Source organism: Candidatus Glassbacteria bacterium, from assembly GCA_019456185.1.
Lineage (GTDB): Bacteria > Gemmatimonadota > Glassbacteria > GWA2-58-10 > GWA2-58-10 > JAJRTS01.
The window spans coordinates 13,874-33,067 of the sequence record VRUH01000007.1 but is presented as its reverse complement, the minus strand read 5'-3'; the positions used below and the strand labels follow the sequence as shown (position 1 = coordinate 33,067).

General features: G+C 59.7%; 19 protein-coding genes. 17 read left to right on the top strand and 2 right to left on the bottom strand.

Annotated elements, in window-relative coordinates; all coding sequences use genetic code 11:
* The first annotated feature begins 75 nt into the window (after positions 1-75).
* From FVQ81_04185 to FVQ81_04135, 11 genes are all read left to right on the top strand, one after another.
* Positions 76-522 (top strand): 50S ribosomal protein L15, encoded by a 447-nt coding sequence (locus FVQ81_04185; GenBank protein ID MBW7995772.1) that lies wholly within the window; start codon positions 76-78, stop codon positions 520-522.
* Entirely contained in the window at positions 522-1,823 is a 1,302-nt protein-coding gene (gene secY, locus FVQ81_04180; protein MBW7995771.1) for a preprotein translocase subunit SecY, read from the top strand. Before FVQ81_04185 ends, secY begins: the two co-directional genes overlap by 1 nt.
* A gap of 7 nt (positions 1,824-1,830) precedes the next feature.
* Complete coding sequence (gene map, locus FVQ81_04175; protein MBW7995770.1) at positions 1,831-2,580, top strand: type I methionyl aminopeptidase; 750 nt, start codon at positions 1,831-1,833, stop codon at positions 2,578-2,580.
* 71 nt (positions 2,581-2,651) lie between these two features.
* A complete protein-coding gene (gene infA, locus FVQ81_04170; protein ID MBW7995769.1) occupies positions 2,652-2,870 on the top strand; it encodes a translation initiation factor IF-1 in 219 nt (72 codons plus the stop codon).
* Positions 2,871-2,899: 29 nt separating this feature from the next.
* A complete protein-coding gene (gene rpmJ / locus FVQ81_04165; protein MBW7995768.1) occupies positions 2,900-3,013 on the top strand; it encodes a 50S ribosomal protein L36 in 114 nt (37 codons plus the stop codon).
* A 41-nt stretch (positions 3,014-3,054) separates the two neighbouring features.
* The gene (gene rpsM, locus FVQ81_04160) at positions 3,055-3,438 is read left to right on the top strand and encodes a 30S ribosomal protein S13 (protein ID MBW7995767.1); all 384 of its coding nucleotides are present in this window, start codon (positions 3,055-3,057) and stop codon (positions 3,436-3,438) included.
* 122 nt (positions 3,439-3,560) lie between these two features.
* Positions 3,561-3,959, top strand: coding sequence for a 30S ribosomal protein S11 (gene rpsK / locus FVQ81_04155; GenBank protein MBW7995766.1), 399 nt, complete (start codon positions 3,561-3,563; stop codon positions 3,957-3,959).
* A 22-nt stretch (positions 3,960-3,981) separates the two neighbouring features.
* Complete coding sequence (rpsD, locus tag FVQ81_04150; protein MBW7995765.1) at positions 3,982-4,617, top strand: 30S ribosomal protein S4; 636 nt, start codon at positions 3,982-3,984, stop codon at positions 4,615-4,617.
* Between the two features lie 197 nt (positions 4,618-4,814).
* Positions 4,815-5,864, top strand: coding sequence for a DNA-directed RNA polymerase subunit alpha (locus FVQ81_04145; protein MBW7995764.1), 1,050 nt, complete (start codon positions 4,815-4,817; stop codon positions 5,862-5,864).
* Positions 5,865-5,948: 84 nt separating this feature from the next.
* Positions 5,949-6,707 carry a 50S ribosomal protein L17 gene (locus FVQ81_04140; protein ID MBW7995763.1) on the top strand — a complete coding sequence of 253 codons (759 nt, stop codon included), beginning with the start codon at positions 5,949-5,951 and terminating at the stop codon, positions 6,705-6,707.
* 100 nt (positions 6,708-6,807) lie between these two features.
* Positions 6,808-7,980, top strand: a complete 1,173-nt coding sequence (locus tag FVQ81_04135; GenBank protein MBW7995762.1) for a family 10 glycosylhydrolase — start codon at positions 6,808-6,810, stop codon at positions 7,978-7,980.
* Here FVQ81_04135 and mazG read toward each other — a convergent pair.
* Positions 7,970-8,809, bottom strand: coding sequence for a nucleoside triphosphate pyrophosphohydrolase (mazG, locus tag FVQ81_04130; protein MBW7995761.1), 840 nt, complete (start codon positions 8,807-8,809; stop codon positions 7,970-7,972). The genes FVQ81_04135 and mazG overlap by 11 nt on opposite strands.
* 213 nt (positions 8,810-9,022) lie before the next feature.
* Between mazG and tatC the strand changes: the two genes are divergently transcribed.
* Both tatC and FVQ81_04120 read left to right on the top strand, forming a co-directional pair.
* Positions 9,023-9,865, top strand: a complete 843-nt coding sequence (tatC, locus tag FVQ81_04125) for a twin-arginine translocase subunit TatC (protein MBW7995760.1) — start codon at positions 9,023-9,025, stop codon at positions 9,863-9,865.
* Between the two features lie 238 nt (positions 9,866-10,103).
* A complete protein-coding gene (locus tag FVQ81_04120) occupies positions 10,104-12,395 on the top strand; it encodes an LPS-assembly protein LptD (protein ID MBW7995759.1) in 2,292 nt (763 codons plus the stop codon).
* 286 nt (positions 12,396-12,681) lie between these two features.
* Here FVQ81_04120 and FVQ81_04115 read toward each other — a convergent pair whose 3' ends face one another.
* Positions 12,682-14,046: an aspartate aminotransferase family protein gene (locus FVQ81_04115; GenBank protein ID MBW7995758.1), complete on the bottom strand. Its 1,365-nt coding sequence runs from the start codon at positions 14,044-14,046 to the stop codon at positions 12,682-12,684.
* A gap of 251 nt (positions 14,047-14,297) precedes the next feature.
* On the opposite strand from FVQ81_04115, the gene FVQ81_04110 reads away from it, so the two are divergent.
* From FVQ81_04110 to FVQ81_04095, 4 genes are all read left to right on the top strand, one after another.
* On the top strand, positions 14,298-15,212 hold the full coding sequence (locus FVQ81_04110; GenBank protein MBW7995757.1) for an NAD-dependent epimerase/dehydratase family protein: 915 nt from the start codon (positions 14,298-14,300) through the stop codon (positions 15,210-15,212).
* A gap of 104 nt (positions 15,213-15,316) precedes the next feature.
* Entirely contained in the window at positions 15,317-16,375 is a 1,059-nt protein-coding gene (locus FVQ81_04105; protein ID MBW7995756.1) for a hypothetical protein, read from the top strand.
* A gap of 77 nt (positions 16,376-16,452) precedes the next feature.
* Entirely contained in the window at positions 16,453-17,397 is a 945-nt protein-coding gene (locus FVQ81_04100) for a DUF362 domain-containing protein (GenBank protein ID MBW7995755.1), read from the top strand.
* Positions 17,397-19,013, top strand: coding sequence for a 4Fe-4S binding protein (locus FVQ81_04095; GenBank protein MBW7995754.1), 1,617 nt, complete (start codon positions 17,397-17,399; stop codon positions 19,011-19,013). Before FVQ81_04100 ends, FVQ81_04095 begins: the two co-directional genes overlap by 1 nt.
* The last annotated feature ends 181 nt before the right edge of the window (positions 19,014-19,194 follow it).

The following is a 19,194-nucleotide window of genomic DNA, read 5'->3' as shown; positions in this document are numbered from 1 at the left end:
GGCGGTTCGCCGCTGGTTTTTCTGCAGTGCGCTGGCATTGAACTCTAACGGTAATCGAACTTCCGAGAGCGTGTAATGAAACTGAGCGAATTGAAAAAACCCGAGGGAGCTACCCGCGGGCGCAAGCGTGTCGGACGGGGCAGGGGTTCCGGTCGGGGCGGCACCAGTGGCCGCGGCGAAAATGGACAGAAGTCGCGCAGCGGCAAGAACAAGATGCCCGTCTGGTTCGAGGGCGGACAGATGCCGATCCAGCGGCGCCTTCCCAAGCGGGGGTTCAATAACCCGTTCCGCAAGACTTACCAGGTGGTCAACCTTTCGGATATCGAGCGGGCGGGCAAGCGCGACAGCCTCGACCCGCAGGCGATGGCCGGGCTGGGACTGATCCGCAAGCCCGACCAGCCGGTGAAAGTACTGGGCGACGGCGGTAAGCTGAGTTTTGCGGTCAATGTCAGAGCTAACGCTTTCAGCGCCAAAGCCCGCGAGGTGATTAAGGCCGCGGGTGGCAAAGTCGAGGTGCTGTAATGGCTGCGGGGCTGCGGAATATTTTTGATGTACCGGAGCTGAAGCGTAAGCTGGGATTCACTTTCCTGATCGTCGTGATCTACCGGATCGGTGGACATATCACGGTGCCGGGAATCGCGGTCAACCGGCTGATGGAGTGGTTCAGCACTCAGCAGGACACCTTCTTCGGACTGATGGACATGTTCGTCGGAGGCGGGCTGCAGCGGGCGACCGTGTTTGCGCTGGGCATTATGCCCTACATCAGCGCCTCGATTATTTTCCAGCTGCTGCCGCCGGTGTTCCCCTATTTCGAGAAGCTGCAGAAAGAGGGCGAGGAAGGCCGCAAGAAGATCACGCAGTACACGCGTTACTGCACTGTGCTGCTTGCTTTTATCCAGAGCGTGGGTATCGCCACCTGGCTGGATAGCCTCGGCGCGGTGACCATGGATAACCCCTGGCTGTTCAGGGTCACCACCGTGGTAACACTCACCACCGGCGCGATCATGGTGATGTGGCTGGGGGAGCAGATCACCGAGCGCGGGATCGGCAACGGCATGAGCCTGCTGATTTTTTTCAGCATTATCGACCGCTTTCCCGCCGCGGTGTTCCAGAGTATCGAGATGCTGCGCAACGACGTGATCGGGATTATCCCGATGCTGCTGGTCTGTGTGGTGATGGTGGCCGTGGTGGCCGGCGTAATCGTGATGACCCTGGGCACGCGCAAAATACCGATCCAGATTCCCAAACGGATGGTGGGCCGTAAGGTGATGGGCGGCCAGCAGACACACCTGCCGCTGCGGATCAACAGCGCGGGCGTGATGCCGATCATCTTCGCCCAGTCGATTATCGTGGTGCCTGCGACTTTGAGTTCGTTCCTGGCCCCCGGTGGTTTTCTGGAGGATGTGACGAGCTTCTTTCAGCCGAATACCGATTCGTATGTGGTGGTTTACAGCTTGATGATCGTATTCTTTACCTACTTTTACACGGCGGTGATTTTCAACCCGGTCGACCTGGCGGAGAATTTCAAGCGCCAGGGAGGGTTTATCCCGGGGATCAGGCCCGGAGCGCGTACCGCCGAATATATCGACAAGGTCCTGACCAGGATTACCCTGCCGGGATCGGTTTTCCTGGCCGCGATCGCCGTATTGCCGATTTACATGTACCGCTGGCTCAACGTGCCGTTCTATTTCGGCGGCACCAGCTTGCTGATCGTGGTCGGCGTCGCGCTGGATACGATTCAGCAGATGGAGAGCCACCTGCTGATGCGTCACTACGACGGTTTCATGAAGAAATCGAAAGTGCCCGGCCGACGAACAATGTAGCGGAACGATGGTATTTTTAAAGACACGATCGGATATCGATAAGATCAGGGAGGCCGGCAAGATCGTCGCCGAAACCCTGAACCGGGTCAAGGAGTTGGTTGTCCCGGGAGTTTCCACCTGGGAACTCAACGAGGCGGCGGAGAACCTGATCGGCTCGTACCCCGATTGCCGGCCCGCGTTCAAGGGCTACGGCGGATTCCCCGGCACGCTCTGCACCTCGCTGAACGAGCAGGTGGTGCACGGGATTCCCAGCCGCGAGAATATCCTGCGCGATGGCGACCTGCTCAGTGTGGATGTGGGCGTGGTGCGCAGGAGCTTCTACGCCGATGCGGCGGCCACGTTTATTATCGGCAAGCCCCGGAAGAATCAGACACGGCTGCTCGAGTGCGCCGCCAGGGCGCTGGATGCGGGGATCGGGCAGGCGGTGGCCGGCAACCGGATCGGCGATATCGGCCATGCGGTCGACCGGGTGGCGAAGCAGGAAAACTATTCGGTGGTTCGTGATCTGGTCGGTCACGGTATCGGTCAGAACCTCCACGAAGACCCGCAGGTGCCCAATTTCGGGAAACCGCAAAGCGGCTATCCTCTCAAGGAGGGGCTGGTGATCGCGATCGAGCCGATGATCAACGAGGGGACCCACGAGGTCCGTACGCTGGACGACAACTGGACCGTGGTTACGGCCGACGGCAAGCTGAGCGCCCATATCGAGCATACGGTAGCGGTGGGGCCGAACGGACCGGAGATTTTAACCAACTGAGCGAATTTATGTTGTTTGCACTACAGCAGTAAACGCAGAACCACCCTGACGTATTGAACAGGGAATGAGGAATGGCAAAGGAAGAAGCAGTACAGGTAACCGGTACGGTAGTCGAGCCGCTGCCCAACGCGATGTTCCGGGTCAAGCTGGAGAACGATCACGAGGTGCTGGCTCATATCAGCGGCAAGATGCGGATGAATTTCATCCGGATTCTGCCCGGCGACAAAGTGGCGCTCGAATTGAGCCCCTACGATCTCAGCCGGGGCCGGATTACTTACCGCTATAAGTGAACGTGAACCGCTAGGCAGTGGAGTAAGCGATGAAAGTGCGCAGCTCGGTTAAACCAATCTGCGAATACTGCAAGGTAATTCGCCGGCGCGGGGTGGTGCGCATCATCTGCCGCAACCCCAAGCATAAACAACGCCAGGGTTGAGTCCTCAGGCATTTGTAAATTTTACGTTGGGAGATTAGGTAATGGCTCGTATAGCCGGAGTCGACCTGCCCAGAAACAAAAGAGTGGAGATCGGCCTGACGTACATCTTCGGGATCGGCCGCAGCTCGGCCAAAAAGATCCTCGAGGAAACCGGGATCGATCTGAACACCAAGGTCAACGATCTTTCGGACAGCGAACAGACCAGGCTTCGCAGCGTCATCGAGCGCGATTTCAAGGTCGAGGGCGCTCTGCGTACCGAGGTGGCGATGAATATCAAGCGGCTGATGGATATCGGCTGCTACCGCGGTATCCGCCACCGCCGCAAGCTGCCGGTCCGCGGACAGCGCACGCACACCAACGCGCGCACGAACAAGGGTCCGAGAGTCGCGATCGCGGGCAAGAAGAAGGTTAAGGCCAAGAAGTAACGCTCTCACCAGCCCTGTGGGCGGTGAGACAGGAACCGGAAAACTGCGGACAAGCCGCCCCGGGATGGTTCGGCGGGCAGTGGCCGGACCGCATTTCCAGAGTATCTGTTACAGGAGTGATAATGGCGAGTCCAGGAAAAAAAGGCGCCAAGCCTAAGAAGAGAATCAAGAAGGTGGAGAGCGAGGGTGTCGCTCACATCAAGGCAAGTTTCAACAACACTTTAGTGACGATCACCGACCTGGACGGCAACGTCTTGTTGTGGTCCAGCGCCGGCAAGTGCGGGTTCAAGGGTTCCAAGAAGAGCACGCCGTTTGCAGCCACGATCATCGCCGATACGGCCGCCAGGGAAGCGGTCAATCTGGGGATGAAAAGGGTGCACGTGCGTGTGCAGGGACCCGGCGCCGGGCGCGAGTCGGCCATCCAGGCCATCCAGGCCGCGGGACTGTCGATCCGTTCGATCAAGGACGTTACTCCAATCCCACACAACGGTTGCCGTCCGCCCAAGCGCAGACGGGTCTAGTTTCATTGGTGGAGGATATCTGATGGCGCGATACACGGAAGCCAGTTGCAAGTTGTGCCGTAGAGAAGGGATGAAGCTCTTTCTCAAGGGAGAAAGGTGCTACACCGATAAATGTGCGATCGAGCGCCGTAATTTCGCTCCGGGGCAGCACGGCCGCATGACCGCCCGCCGCCGCAAGGTGAGCGATTACCAGATCCAGTTGCGTGAAAAACAGAAAGTGAAACGGATCTACGGTGTGCTGGAACAACAGTTCCGCAATTATTACGTGAAAGCCAGCAAGAAGAGCGGCGTTACCGGCGAAAACCTGTTGCAGATGCTCGAAACCAGGCTCGATAACGTGCTCTACCGTCTCGGGTTCGCGCCCAGCCGCAAGAGCGCGCGGCAGCTTGTCCGTCACCGCCATATCAAGATCAACGGGCGGATAGTCGATATTCCCTCCTGCCAGGTCAGCCCTGGCGAGGAAATCTCGGTCAAGCAGCCCAGCAACGAACTCGGACTGATCCTCTCCACTATCGAGCGCAGGGGCAAGCAGGAACCTGTCTCCTGGCTCAGCGTGGACTACAAGAGCCAGAGCGGCAAGCTGCTGGAGGTCCCGATGCGGGAGAGTATTCCGATCATTGCCCAGGAGCAGTTGATCGTGGAGTTGTATTCCAAGTAGGCGCGCAGACCCGGTGGAGACCCTCGTTGGCGCTCTTCACCGAACCCCCGCCCGGTTGTGCGGCGATGTTGCTGGAGCCATCAGAGGGCGGGAACTGACCGGAAACAGGCTATAAGGCCCCCTGAAGATTGGGGATTAAAGTTTTTGCGGAGCTATTTCCCAGAATCAGGTTACTTCAAGCGGGAGAAATAGCGGTTATGAGTCTCAAAAATATTGTTTTGCCCTCGAGGATCGAAAAGCAGAGTGGAGTCGGCGATGCAACCTACGGCGAGTTCAACGTTTACCCGCTGGAAAGAGGTTTCGGCCTGACTCTTGGTAATGCCCTGCGCAGGGTGTTGCTCTCCTCGCTCGAGGGAATCGCGATCTGGGGCGTCCGGATCGACGGCGTGCTGCACGAGTTGACGACCATCCCCGGTGTGCTGGAAGATGTCTCGGAGCTGGTCCTGAACGTCAAGCGGGTCGTGCTCAAAAAGAAAACGGACGACGAGGACGAAGAATGGGTGTGCAAGCTGGAAGTCAGCAAGAAGGGCGAGATCACCGCGGCTGATATCGAGGTGCCCGCCGGTCTCGAAGTGGTCAACAAGGACCACTACCTGTTCAGCCTCCAGAAGAACAAGAAGGTTCGGATCGAATTGCTGGTAAAGCTCGGCCGCGGCTTCACCCCCGTCGACCAGCACGAACTGCCCGATAACGATCCGCAGCTTATCCCGGCCGACTCGATCTATTCGCCCGTCGTGCGCGCCTCGTTCGAGGTTGAGGAGCAGCGCGTGGGCCAGCGCACGGATTACGATAAGCTGATCATGCGTGTGCACACCAACGGTGCCCTCGACCCTGAAAAGTCGATGATCAAGGCCGCCGAGCTGCTGATCGAGCACCTGGAGTATCTCAAGAGCTTCAGTGAGCCCCAGGAGCAGAAAACCAGCGCCCAGGACCTGAAGCACAATCAGCTCAAAGAGCGGCTCAATCGCAGTGTCGAGGAACTCGAACTGTCCGTGCGCAGCAGCAACTGCCTCAAGACCTCCAACATCAAAACCCTCGGCGATCTGGTGCAGAAATCCGAGAACGAGATGATCAAGTTCCGCAATTTCGGCCGCAAATCTCTCAACGAGATCAGCGAAATCCTCTCCCGCCACGGGATGCATTTCGGGATGAAGCTGCAGAAAAATGAAAAGGGCGAATGGGAACCGGACGAGGAAGCGGAGCAGAACCAGCTTGACAATCCGGACGAGAAAGACGACCAGGAATAAAACCGGCTTTTCCCGCGACGATCCGGACGTTCCACATGAGGTGCGTGGTGAGCGTGGGAGCAAGGACATTAAGGACCTGCTAAGATGAGACATATGAAGAAGGGCAGAAAGCTCAACCGTACCGCAAGTCACCGCCGGGCGCTGATGGGCAACCTGATCACCGGCCTGATCCTGCACGAGAAGATCCGCACCACCACGGCCAAGGCCAAGGAGGCCAGGCCGCTGGCGGAGAAGATGATCACCTTCGCCAAGCGCGGTGACCTTCACGCCCGGCGCCAGGTTCTGCGGTTAGTCAAGGACAAGGACGCCGTCTCCAAGTTATTCGATACCCTGGGCGAACGGTTCAAGGAACGGCCGGGCGGCTATACCCGCATTCTCAAGCTGGCCAACCGTCACGGAGACAACGCCGAGATGGCGCTGCTGGAGCTGGTGACCGAGGAAGTCAGCAGGGGCGGAGGCCGCAAACGCCGCCGTCGCTCGAAAAAGAAAGAGGCTCCGGAGGCCGTGCAGCAGGTGCAGCAGGCCGCCGATGATCAGGAGCAGCCGGCCGAGGCCGCTGCCGTTGAGGAGAGCGCCGCTGAACAGGCTGAAGCAGAAGGAAGTGCTGCTGAAACAGAGGCCGCTGCCGAGGATACGCCCGCCGATGATGCCGTGAGCGAGGAAAGCGCACCGGAAGCCGAGGCCGAAGCCGCCGCGGAAGCCGAGGCCGAAGCCGCCGCGGAAGCCGAGGTACCTCCGGTCGAAGAGGAGCAGCCGGCGGAAGCTCCCGCCGGGCAGGAAGAGTTAAAGGCCGAAGCTGAGCAGGAGCAGGACGCTGACGAAGAGCAGCAGGAAGACAAGTAGCATCGGTTCGGCCCCGGCTCGTATTGACATTATATGCAGGCGGGAGAGGGATAGTATTCCCTCTCCCGCTTTTTAGTTTTTTCCCCGCATCGGAGCTTGCGTGAGTATTCAACGCGCCGTTTCCATGACTCTGCTGGCGGCATCTTTCACATTCGCCCAGCTGGGCCTTGCGGCCGCCGATGGCCAGGCCAGGGCGATGTGGGTTGTGCGCTACAGCCTGCTTTCGGCCGAGAGTATCGACAGGATGGTTCAGCGCGCCGCTGACGCCGGTTTCGACAACCTGTTCGTCCAGGTCTGCGGCAGGGGAGACGCCTGGTTCCCGTCCCGCGTGTATCCGCAGTCAGAGCCGATCCGCGGCCTGCTGGCCACGGGGTTCGATCCGCTGGCCTACGTGCTCGAAAAAGCCCACGCCCGCGGTATCAGGGTCCACGCCTGGGTCAATACGCTGCTGGTCTGGAGCGCGCCCTCGCCTCCCGCGGACCCCTCGCACGCCTACAACCGCCATCCTGACTGGATGATGTACGACAGCGACAGCCGTTCGCTTGCCGATTACTCCCCGGCACGGCTTAACAAACACAATATCGCCGGAGCTTTCCTCTCGCCGGCCGATCCGGGGGTTCGCGCCTACCTCGAGGACTTTATCCGCGACATGGTTTCCCGCTACCCGCTCGACGGCGTCCACCTCGATTATATCCGTTATCCGATGAGTTCGGTGGATTACGGTCCGGAGGCGCGCCGGGGGTTCCACTCAACCGCCGGAATCGATCCGTTGAAGCTGGTCAGACAGCCTGATACGGTAAAGAAGAAATACGGGAAGGAGCGCTTCGAGGAACTGATGGATCAGTGGCGGGCGGTAAGAGCCGGGTATGTGAGCGGGATAGTTGCGCGGGTGAAAACCGTGGTTGAGTCACAGCGTCCCGGCACCGTGCTGAGCGCGGCGGTGAAACCGGATATCGAAGACGCGTATACCGTTTTCGGACAGGACTGGCCAAGCTGGGTGCGCGAGGGTTACGTACGGATGGTGTTGCCGATGGCCTACAGTACCGATCCGGAATTGGTGCATGCCCAGATCGAAGCCGCATGCAGGGAAATTGGAGCCGGGCATGTCTGGGCGGGCTTGCGTGCGTGGGATGTTCCGGTGAGCGGGATTATGGAGCGGGCCCGGAAAATAGTGCCGCTGAACGCCGGCGGGATTTGTTTTTTCTCCTACGATGGAGTCCAGGACAACCGTTACTTTTTCGATGCGGTCCGTAGGCTGCTGTTCAAGCGTTGAGTTCCCCGCCTCGCTCCGTGTCTTTCACTTGCTCCCAGAATTTGTCGAGCTGCTCCAGATTCAGTTCCCCGAGCCTGAGGCCCCTCTGGACCAGCAGACCCTCCATCGCCTTGAACCGCCGGATAAACTTCTCGTTGGTCCTCTCCAGCGCCTCGTGGGGATGGAGGTTCAGCAGCCGGCCCAGGTTGACCGCGGTGAACAGCAGATCGCCGAGTTCCTCTTCCACCGCCGCCTGGTCTCCGGCCGCCATCGCCTCTTTGAGTTCGGCGATCTCCTCATCCAGCTTACCGAACAGCTCCTCCGGTCCGTCCCAGTCGAATTGAAACTTGCTCACCCGGCCCTGGATCCGGAAAGCGCGCAGCAGGGCGGGCAGTGAGCGCGGCAGGCCGTCCAGTACGGATTTATTTTGCTCGTCCTCAGCGCCGTTCTGTTTTTCGCGGTGCTTGATCTGTTCCCAGGCGAAAAGCTGGTCCTCGCGGCTGGCGAACTGCTCTTCACCGAATACGTGCGGGTGACGGCGGATCATCTTGTCCCGGATTCCCGCCACCACGTCCTCCATCCCGAAATTCCCGGCCTCCCGCGCCAGCGAGACCTGGAAGCAGAGATGCAGCAGCACGTCGCCCAGCTCGTCGTTAAGCTTGGCCTCGTCCCCTTGCTCGATCGCATCCAGCAGTTCGTAGAGCTCCTCCAGCAGGTAGGGTTTGAGCGATTCGCTGGTCTGCCTGCGGTCCCAGGGGCAGCCCTGTTCGCTGCGCAGGAAATCCACCAGCGCGACAAGCTGCTCGACAGTGGTGATTTTCTCGAATTCCCGGCTGTCCTGTCCGGTCATCTTCGTATCCGTACTCAAGTTGGCAAATTTTCTCACGGCACACAAGTTAACAGCTTAAGCCCCGTGTGCAAGGAGTTTCCCGGTTCCGCCGGCAATGCCATGCGCAGTAAACCTTGACCGTAACCCCCTGAAATTCGTATATTTCGCCGACGTGATTTATTCAATCCGCCGGCAGACACTTGCCGGCTCCGCAACAATGTTTTGCAGGGTGCGATGGACGAAGAAACTAAAAAGCTGGTTCCGGTCGAATCCCCTCCGCCGCCACCGCCGGTGGTTTACGATGACAGCCAGGAGGAAGATGAAGACGACCTCAACCGCAAGAGCGAGATGCCTTTCCTTGACCATCTGGAGGAGTTGCGCATGCGCATCCTCTGGAGCCTGGCCACCCTCTTTATCGGCATCTGTATCGGCTTCTACCTCAACAGCAGGTACGATATCCTGCAGATCCTGGTCAAACCCGTAGCCCCGTACCTTCGCGACGGGAAGCTGATGATTATCAGGCCCACCGAAGGGTTCATGATCGCGCTTAAGCTCTCGTTCGGGTTCGGACTGATTGTGGCCTCGCCTGTCATTCTTTACCAGCTCTGGGCCTTTCTCGCACCCGCCCTGCTGAAAAAGGAGCGCAGACTGGTATTCCCGCTCCTGTTCGCCTCGATTTTCATGTTCGTCCTCGGCGCGGTGATGGCCTTTTATATCACCCTGCCGCTGGGGATGGCGTTTTTCAGCAAGTTCCAGTTCGCCTCCACCGAGTTCATGCTCACGGCCAGCAGCTACCTGGACATGGCTCTGAAAATGATCATGGCCACCGGGTTCGTCTTCGAACTGCCGATCGCGATTATGCTGCTGGCCCGGCTGGGGATTATTTCACCCCAGTTTCTGCGCGCCAAGCGCAGGCATGCGATTGTCGGTATTTTTCTCCTCTCGATGGTAGTGACTCCTCCGGACCCGGGCAGTATGGTCCTGGTGGCCGTGCCGATGGCGTTTCTCTACGAGCTGAGCGTCTGGATTGCCTATGTCGTGGCCCGCAAAAAGCAGAAGGGCGAGCGGGCAGGCTGATCCGTTGTTTTTCCCCCATCCGGCCCGCCCGGGCAGTGTGTTGCCGCTCGCACTGCTGGCCGCCGTATTGGTTTGCTGCTGGCAGCCTCGCGCGTGGGCGCAGCGGCCGGAAGCCGTTCGATTATCAGTTGATACAACATCAGCCCCTGCCAGCCGGGATTCTTCGAGTTCCGATTCAACCAGCGCGGACACCTCAGCCGGAGCAGATTCTCTCAGGATCCCCGAACCAGACAGTATTATGCAGGCGCTGATCGAGAAAGGCATGGGCCGCGTTAGCTCGGTTCGTTATGCCGGGAACCGGATCGTGTTTTTCATGCAGCGCAACGTGATGGTGCTGCAGGGCCAGGCCGATGTGTCCAGCCAGCAGCAGGAAGTGGCCAGCGACTCGCTGATTGCCTACAACCGCTCCACAGGCGATATCTTTGTCAGCGGCAAGACGCGGCTCTCCGATGGTACCGACGAGCTTGAGGGCGGCCGGGTGCGCTACAACCTTGACCACAACCACGGGGTTATTTCCGAGGGAAGTACGCAGTTTGCCGAGTGGGAGCTGCACAGCAGCCGGATGGCCAAGGTGGGAGCGGATAGTGTTTTCGGCCGGGGCAACGTGTTCTCTTCCTGTGACCTGGAGCAGTCCAAGCACTTCCATTTTGAAAGCAGGCGGATCAAGGTAATCCGCGACAAGCGGGTATTCGCCTCGCCGGTGGTGCTCAAGGTGGGCAAGGTGCCGGTGTTCGCCCTGCCGTTCGTCTTTTTCCCGGTCACGCGGGGCAACCGGAAGTCGGGAATCCTCCAGCCCAGGATCGGCGTCAACAGTATCGCCTACGACAGGATCACAGGCCGTACTTTCGGTAACCTGGGCTATTTCTGGGCGCCCAGCGATTACGTCGATTTTCTGGGCGCGGTTGATATCCGCACCAGCAGCCAGACTACGTTCCGCGGCCGGACACGCTACCGCAAGCGATACAGCTACGACGGGAATTTCGACATCCGTCGGATTAACGACAAAATAAACAATTCCACGGATTTCAGCATCTTCGGCCGTCACAACCAGACTCTCAGCGAAAGCAGCAGGTTCAATGCCGAGGTCAACTACACCTCCAGCCGGGACCTCCTGCAGCGCACGGGATTCGACCAGCAGGACCTCCTTCGCCAGAGCGTGCGCTCCACGGCCAGTTACTACTGGCGACCGTCCTGGGGATCATTCACCACCAGCGCGCGTCACGAGAAATTCCTGAGCAGCGACCGCACCGTGACGAACCTCCCCTCGGCCAGCCTGAGCCTGAACAAGCGCGGCCTGTTTCCCTACATGTCCCGGACCGTCCCGCGCCGTCACGGCCTGGTCTCCAGCGGCTGGCTGTACAATATCACCTGGGGCGCCTCGACAAGCTACAGCCACAACCGGACCACCGAGAGCAACGATTCCACCCGCTCTGTCCACAACTCCAACAGCCGGTTCGAACTCGATTCTCCGCAGACACTTTACGGCTGGCTCAAGGTTAATCCGAGCCTGCGTTACAGTACCCGCCTTTCCCACGACAATTTTCGCGCTGACGGCGAGCGGTTCGATCACGAACAGACCCTGAATTTCTCCTCGTCGATGTCCACCCAGATCTACGGTTTTTTCGATGGTCCGCGGCTGGGTCCGATTTACCGCTGGCGCCACACGATCCGGCCCACCTTGACCTATAATTTCCAGCCCGACCTGACCGAGCTCAGAACCCGGGGCAAGGTCAGCCGGCTGAGCCTGTCGATCTCCAATGATATCGACTACAAGTACTTCACCGATACGGATTCCAGAACCGACAGCGCCGCGGCGAACGATGACGAGCGGCCCTCGCGCAACGGCCAGCTTGTGAGAGTGCGAAACAGCCTGAACTACGATTTTACCCGCGCGGCCAAGCGTGACACTCTGGGCTGGGGGAATCTTTCGACTTCGATTACCTCCAGTCCTACCTCGTTCCTAAACGTCCAGCTGCTGATGAACCACGACCTGGTTGAACCGGGGCAGCGGGAACGGTTCGATCCGTTCATGCGCAGCCTGAGCACGACTATCACGTTGAGAGGGACTTACAAGGGCGAAGGCCGGCAGCAATCGCCTGCGGAGCTGGAAGAGGAGGCATACCGCGAGAGCATGCGCTATCCAGGCACCGCCGGCAGCGCGTTCAACCCGCGGATGAGCGACTACGAAACTCAACGCGACCTGGCTTTCAGCCGGGCGATGCCGTGGAGCGTGAATATCAGCCACAACCTCAGCCGATCCCGGTCCGCAGCACGGAACAACCAGAGTATCCGCTGGTCGTTCACGTTCAACCCGACCGCCAAGTGGCACCTGGTCTACAGCAGCAGTTTCAATTTCAACGCCCGCGGCCTGCAGGGGCAGCGGTTTATCCTCAACCGCGACCTTCACTGCTGGCGCGCCAACCTGAGCCTGATCACGCTGACCAACGGACGGTTCGAGTTCGTGTTCAGCACCTACCTGCTGGCCAACCCGGCGATCCGCGTTCCCGACGTCCGTCGGGCCAGCAACTAATATTGCTAACAGAACCGTGATTTCTAGGGGCTATGAGGAGAGAGGCAAAAGCAAAAGCAAAGCCAAAAGCGGAAAAGCTTGAGAAGAGAAAAACCGTAAGGACGCGGGCCGGCACGTTCATTGCTTCCCGCCGTCCGCCCGGCCCCACTGTCCCATCGGCGGCTCCTGGCAATGAACGTGCCGGCCCGCATGCATTACCCGCTTCACCGCAGGATGCGAAGCAAAAGGCCGCACCGGGTCGATCCCGGCGCGGCCTTTTATAGTTTGTTTTTTATAATACCGTGGCCTAGAGATTTTCCTCGAAAGCCTCGTCCAGCACGGCCAGGCCTTCCTCCACCTGATCGCGGTTGATCACCAGCGGCGGGCAGATTTTCACGGTGCCGCCGCCGAAACCAACCGGCGCGAACATCAGCAGGCCCTTTTCCACGCAGCTGTTGACCACGTGCCAGGCCAGGTCGGCATCCGGCTCGATCCCACCCGGCTTGACTACATGAACCCCGGCCACCAGGCCTTTGCCGTGTACTGCGCCGATCACCGAGTCGTACTTGGTCATCAGACCCGCCAGAGCGTCGAGCAGCACCTGGCCCATGGCGGCGGCGTTCTCGACCAGCTTGTCATCGATAATCGATCCGATATTGGCCACCGCGGCCATCGCGCAGACGGGGTTGCCCGTATGTGTGCTGGTCATTTCGTTCGGACCGTAGAGGTTCATCACTTCCTCGCGGCCCAGCACGGCGCTAACCGGCAGGCTGCTGCTGATACCCTTGCCGAAACATGTCAGGTCGGGGATGACTCCGTAGTGCTCGAAGCCGAACATCTTGCCGCAGCGTCCGAACCCTGCCTGGACATCATCGAACGTGAGCAGCGCTCCATGCTTGTCGCACCACTCACGCAGGGCCATGATATACTCGACAGGAGCGAAACTGGCGCCGCCGCCCTGGTAAGTTTCCAGGATCACGCCGGCCACCGACTCCGGTGTGACCCCTTGTTCGGCCAGGGCTTTCTCGAACCCCGCGAAACTGGTGTCCGGGTTACGGAACCCGTCGGGGAACGCTACCTGTACGATATTGGGATCGGTGTTGACGATCCAGTCTTTCAGCTTGGGGATCCCGCCGAGCTGCTGGGCTCCCAGGGTGCGGCCGTGAAACGCGTTAGTGAAGCTGACAATCGTTATCTTGTCTTTGCCGTGTTTGCGCAGGCCGTTGGTGCGCATCAGCTTAAGGCAGCATTCCACAGTTTCGCTGCCGGTGGTGAGGATAAACGCCTTGGTCAGTTCTTTCGGCGTAATCTCCACCAGCAGTTCGGCAAGGCGCGCCCTGGGGTTGTTGGGAAAACAGTAGCTGGTCAGCAGCCCCGACTCGGCCTGGTCGATAATCGCCTGACGGATTCGGGGGTTGTTGTGGCCCGCGTTGGTGATCAGCACTCCGCTCGACCAGTCGATCCAGCGGTTGCCCCACGAGTCGCAGACAGTTGCGCCCTCACCCTTGTTCCACAGCACCAGCGGCTGGCCGGACATCGAGATCGGCTCGTACTTGCGCAGTTTATCGATAACAGGCAGAGATTCAGGTACCGGAATCCGGGTTTTAATCGTGCGGTTGGCAGTGGACACCTCGGGAACTGTTTTCGGCGTAGTCGAAAATGTATTAGCCACCGGTCCTCCTTGCAGACAAACTTTATGATGAGATCAAACGCTTAATTATTATCCGGGTAATCGGTTCTGGTATAACCGGGAAAGAGTCCGAAAGTTAGCGGAACTGCCAAATTTTGTCAATGACGTGGATGTTTTGAAACGGCTTGCGCCCACCGTATGCGCTTGATTTATCAGCGGGAGGGTGGCAAATTAACAGCCGGTTGGAATTCAGGACGGTCCGTAAGTTTTTCATTGTCCCGGAGCACTTGCTGATGCGCATTCTGGTTACCGGCGGAGCCGGTTTTATCGGCAGTCACGTTGTCGAGCATTTTCATGCCGGCCACGAGGTAGTAGTTGTCGACAACCTTCGTACCGGTTACCGGAGCAACCTGGATGGCCTGAACCATCAGTTCCACGAGGTGACGATTACGGACAGGGAGAGACTGTTTCCGCTGTTCGAGGGCGTGGACCGGGTGTTTCACCTGGCGGCGATGATCAGTGTGCCGGAAAGTCTGGGAAAGCCGGCGGAGTGCGTGGAGATCAATACACAGGGTACGCTCAATGTCCTCGAAGCCGCCCGTGAACACGGAGTGGAACGCGTGGTATTCACCTCCAGCGCGGCGGTCTATGGCGATAACCCGGTGGTGCCCAAACGCGAGGATATGCTGCCCGAACCCAAGAGTCCTTACGCTGTGACCAAGCTCGATGGCGAGTATTACCTGAAGATTTTCGAGGACGAGTGGGGCGTGGGGGCGGGACCGCTCAGGTTTTTCAACGTCTTCGGGCCGCGCCAGGACCCCCGGAGCCAGTATGCCGCCGCTATTCCGATTTTCATTCACAGGGCCTTGCGTGGCGAGGATATCACGGTGTACGGCGACGGTACCCAGGTACGCGATTTCGTCTATGTCAAAGACGTCGTTTCCGCCTGCGTACTGGCTTCGGAAAAAGGTGGTCCGGTGTGCAACGTCGCCCGCGGCGAACATATCACGATCAACGATATCGCCCGGCAGATTATCGACCTCACCGGCTCCTCGAGCAAGCTGATCCATGCCGGTCCCCGTTCGGGCGATATCCATACCAGCTACGCCGACATCTCGCGCCTCAAATCGCTGGGTTACCGGCCGGAACCGGATCAGCGTGAATGCCTGCTGGCCACGATACGCTTTTTTGAGGGCTGTCAGGGATGACCGCCCGCAATTGACAATTCGGTTATGATCCGGTAAATTCCAACCTTTAACTGAGCAGGTTATCAGCTACTGCCGGGAAGACCGATGCCCGGCTGGAGGTCTGGATGAGTCAGAATTCTCTAAACGGGATCACCCGCTTGCTGCTGGCTGCGGTTATTACTGCGCTGATTGCCTGTGGCGGAGCTAAGCAAGCGGGCTCTGATGGGCCGAGCGAGTTGACGGCCCTGTTCCCGTTGAGCGAACTGCCGGAGGGCACGGTTGCCGGCAGTCAAGCCCAAGTCTACAGCGGCCGCGAACTCTATGATCTCATTAACGGCGGCGCGGATATCTTCATGGAGTTCGGCTGCGAGGAAACCGCGGTCAAAGAGTACGCATCCGGCAGCGGCGTTTCGATCGTGGCCAAGATCTACCGCATGGAAGACTCCGAAGCCGCGTACGGGATCTTCAGTGTCAACCGGAAGATTTCGCACCGCCCGGTCTCGAAAGGCACTATCGGCGCTCGCGGAGACTACCGGGTCCTGTTCTGTGCGGGAGAATATTTTGTCGATGTTCAGGCTGCGGACCGCGATCAGGTTACCGCCGCGGCTCTCGATGAGATCGCCTCGCGAATCGAGCTTGAACTGGCCGATGAGCCGGATGATTGGCCCGATATCCTGTCCCTGCTGCCGCGCCGCGGATTGATCCCGCATACGGAGACCTATCTCGAGGGTCCGCTGGGGCTGAATTCACTACGCTTTGTCGGTGACGAGAACGTGTTTACCATCAGCGACAGCATTCCCGGCGCGTTTGGTGCCTACCGGATGCGCGAAAACAGCAACCCGGCCAGTTTCCTGGTGGTCCAGTACCCGGATTCCACCCTCGCCGAGGCTGTTTTCTCTTCGGTGACCGCCTTTTACCGTGACAAGGCCGATCTGGCCGCCGCCGACAGCGCGACCGCCAAGATCACCGACAAGCGGATAGTCTACACTCATCTGGACAGAATGGACGTGGTAATCCTGCGGACAACCCAGATTACCGCCCTGTTCGATCAGGCCGGTGCGCTGCACGACACGGGGAAAAGCAATCCCCACAGTGCGGTCAAGCCGGAGCGGTCGGCATCACCGCACGGGACGGGTAATCCCCCCGGCGGCGGCATGTCCACGGGCTCGGGCAGCAAGAATTAACAGGCTCACCGGCAGTTATCGGCAAAAGTGTACCATCGGCACGATTAAGACGTTTAAGGTCTCAGGAGGACCTAACTATGTCTCTGAATAGAAAAAGCTTTCTCAAACTCCTGGGTGGCTCGGCTGCCGCGGCCGCTCTGGGGGCCTGTGGGGGAGGCGAGGGCTCGGGCGGGTCAGTTGCCGCCGCCGGCGGACGCAGCCCCAGGCCGGTTAACGTGGTCGGGGCTGAAATGTCGGTGGTCAAGGGTGCGGACGCCCGCGCGATTACCCGGCGGGCGGTGGAGGAACTCGGCGGGATGGGCGTGTTTGTCAGCCGGGGCGACAAGGTGATGATCAAGCCCAATATCGGCTGGGACAGGGTCCCGGCCCAGGCGGCCACGACAAATCCCGAGGTTGTCGCCGAGCTGTGCGCCATGTGCCTGGATGCCGGCGCGGCCAAAGTGACCGTGCTGGACAACACGATCAACGACCCTAGGCGCTGTTACGTGCGCAGCGGGATCAAAGCCGCGGCCGAGGAAGTCGGCGCGGAGGTGCCGTTCCTGGAGGACTACAATTTCCGGCGAGTGAATGTGGGCGGCGAGTTGATCAAGGAGTGGCCGGTTTACCGCGAGGCGCTGGAGGTGGACCGGATTATCAACGTCCCGATCGCCAAGCACCACTCGTTGAGCCGCCTGACGCTGGGGATGAAGAACTTCTACGGGCTGATGGGCGGACGGCGCAACCAGCTCCACCAGGATGTCCACCTCTCGATTGCCGAGATGACCCGCTTTTTCGCCCCGGCCCTGACCGTGATCGACGCCGTGCGGATTCTGACCGCCAACGGACCCTCGGGCGGCAGCCTGGGCGATGTCAAGCAGCTGGACACGGTGATCGCCTCAGTAGACCCGGTGGCCGCCGATGCCCGCGCCGCGGGCTTTTTCGGGATCGATCCCGCCGCGATCGGCTATCTTGAAATCGGCAGCCGGATGGGCCTGGGCACTCTCGATCTGAACGCCGTCCGGACCTCGGAGGTCGAGATCTGATGCGGAACGCGCGCAGGGTCAGCCAGGTTCTGTTTTTCGTTCTGTTCCTCTTCCTGCTGGTGATGACCGAGTACAAGGGCACCGACCAGATCAGTTACCCGGTCAAGATTTTCTTCGATTTCGATCCCCTGGTGGCCGCGGCCGCTTTTTTCGCCGCTCACAGCCTGCCCGCGATGATGCTCTGGAGCCTGCTGACCGTGGCGGTTACCGTGGCGTTCGGCCGCTTTTTCTGCGCCTGGGTCTGCCCGATGGGCACGCTGAACCACGTCCTGAGCCACAACCGGCTCAAGACGGCCGAAAATGTCCGCCGCAACCGCTACGACCGCCGCCAGAGCTGGAAATACGTGGCCGTTATCTTTTTGCTGATCGCATCAATCCTGGGCTTGCAGATTGTCGGCTTCCTCGACCCGTTCTCCGTGCTGATCCGCTCGTTCAGCCTGGCGGTTAACCCGGTGTTCAATTTTCTCACGCGGGCGCTGTTCTACCCGCTGCTGGTGTTGGACCGGCCCTGGCTGAGCGCGATTGTCGAGCCTGTGTTCCTGTTCCTGCGCAGCCACGTGCTGTCTTTCGAGCAGCCCTATTTCTACCAGGGCCTGTTTATCGGTCTGCTGTTCGTGGCGATTGCGGTGCTGAACCAACTCCGCCGCAGATTCTGGTGCCGCTACCTCTGTCCGCTGGGCGCCCTGCTGGGACTGCTGGGCCGGTTCAGCCTGCTCAAGCTGAAAGTGGACAAACAGACCTGCACCAACTGCATGCTCTGCAAGCGCAACTGCGAGGGAGCCTGCGAGCCGCACAGCACAGAAAGCTGGATGCGCAGCGAGTGCCTGACCTGTTGGAACTGCGTGGAGGCCTGCCCCCACGATTCGATCAGCCTGGGTCTGGGCCTGCCCGCCCGCGGAGAAGCCTCGGTGGATATCGGTAAACGGGCTGTGCTGGCCTCGGCGGCCGCGGCTGTGGGCGCGCTGGCCCTGTTCCGGATCGATCCGCGCAAGCCGCCGCCGTCAGCGCGGGTGGGGAGCGGACGCGAGGGCAGGAAGTTCAATCCCGTCCTGATCCGTCCGCCGGGCGCGGTGGCCGAGGAGGAGTTCCTCAAGCGCTGTATCAAGTGCGGAGAGTGCATGAAAGTCTGCATCAAGAACGCGATCCATCCCACCCTGATGGAGGCCGGCCTGGAGGGGTTCTGGTCCCCGTACCTGAAAATGCAGCTCGGCTACTGCGAGTTCAACTGCACCCTCTGCGGTCAGGTCTGTCCCACGGGCGCTATCGAGCTACTGACCACCGAGCAGAAGCACCGGACGGTTATCGGCCTGGCGATTTTCGACATGAACCGCTGTCTCCCATACTCGCTCGGGCGCAGCTGCATCGTCTGCGAGGAAGTCTGCCCGACGCCCAAGAAGGCGATCTATTTCGAGGAAGTGGAGGTAACAGACCGCGAGGGAGTTTCCAAGGTGATCAAGCAGCCCAAAGTGGACCCGCACCTGTGTATCGGCTGCGGAATCTGCGAGTATGCCTGCCCGCTGGTCGACAAGCCGGGAATTTACTGCACCTCGATCGGCGAGTCCCGCAGTCAGGAAAATCAGCTGCTGCTGGATGTCTACGGCGGGGGCGAAGTTTGAGATGAGCGGTTGAAAACATGTGAGAGCGTTGATGGGCGGCCCGGGCGGGGCGCCTTTTTTTGGGCTTCAGGCAGAAAATGAGAGTGGAAAAATGGCTGATGGACTGTTATAAATATAGTGCACGGCTGCGTTTTAAGGTATTTCGCGGCAAATATCAAAGCACCGGAACCTTTGGGTGACA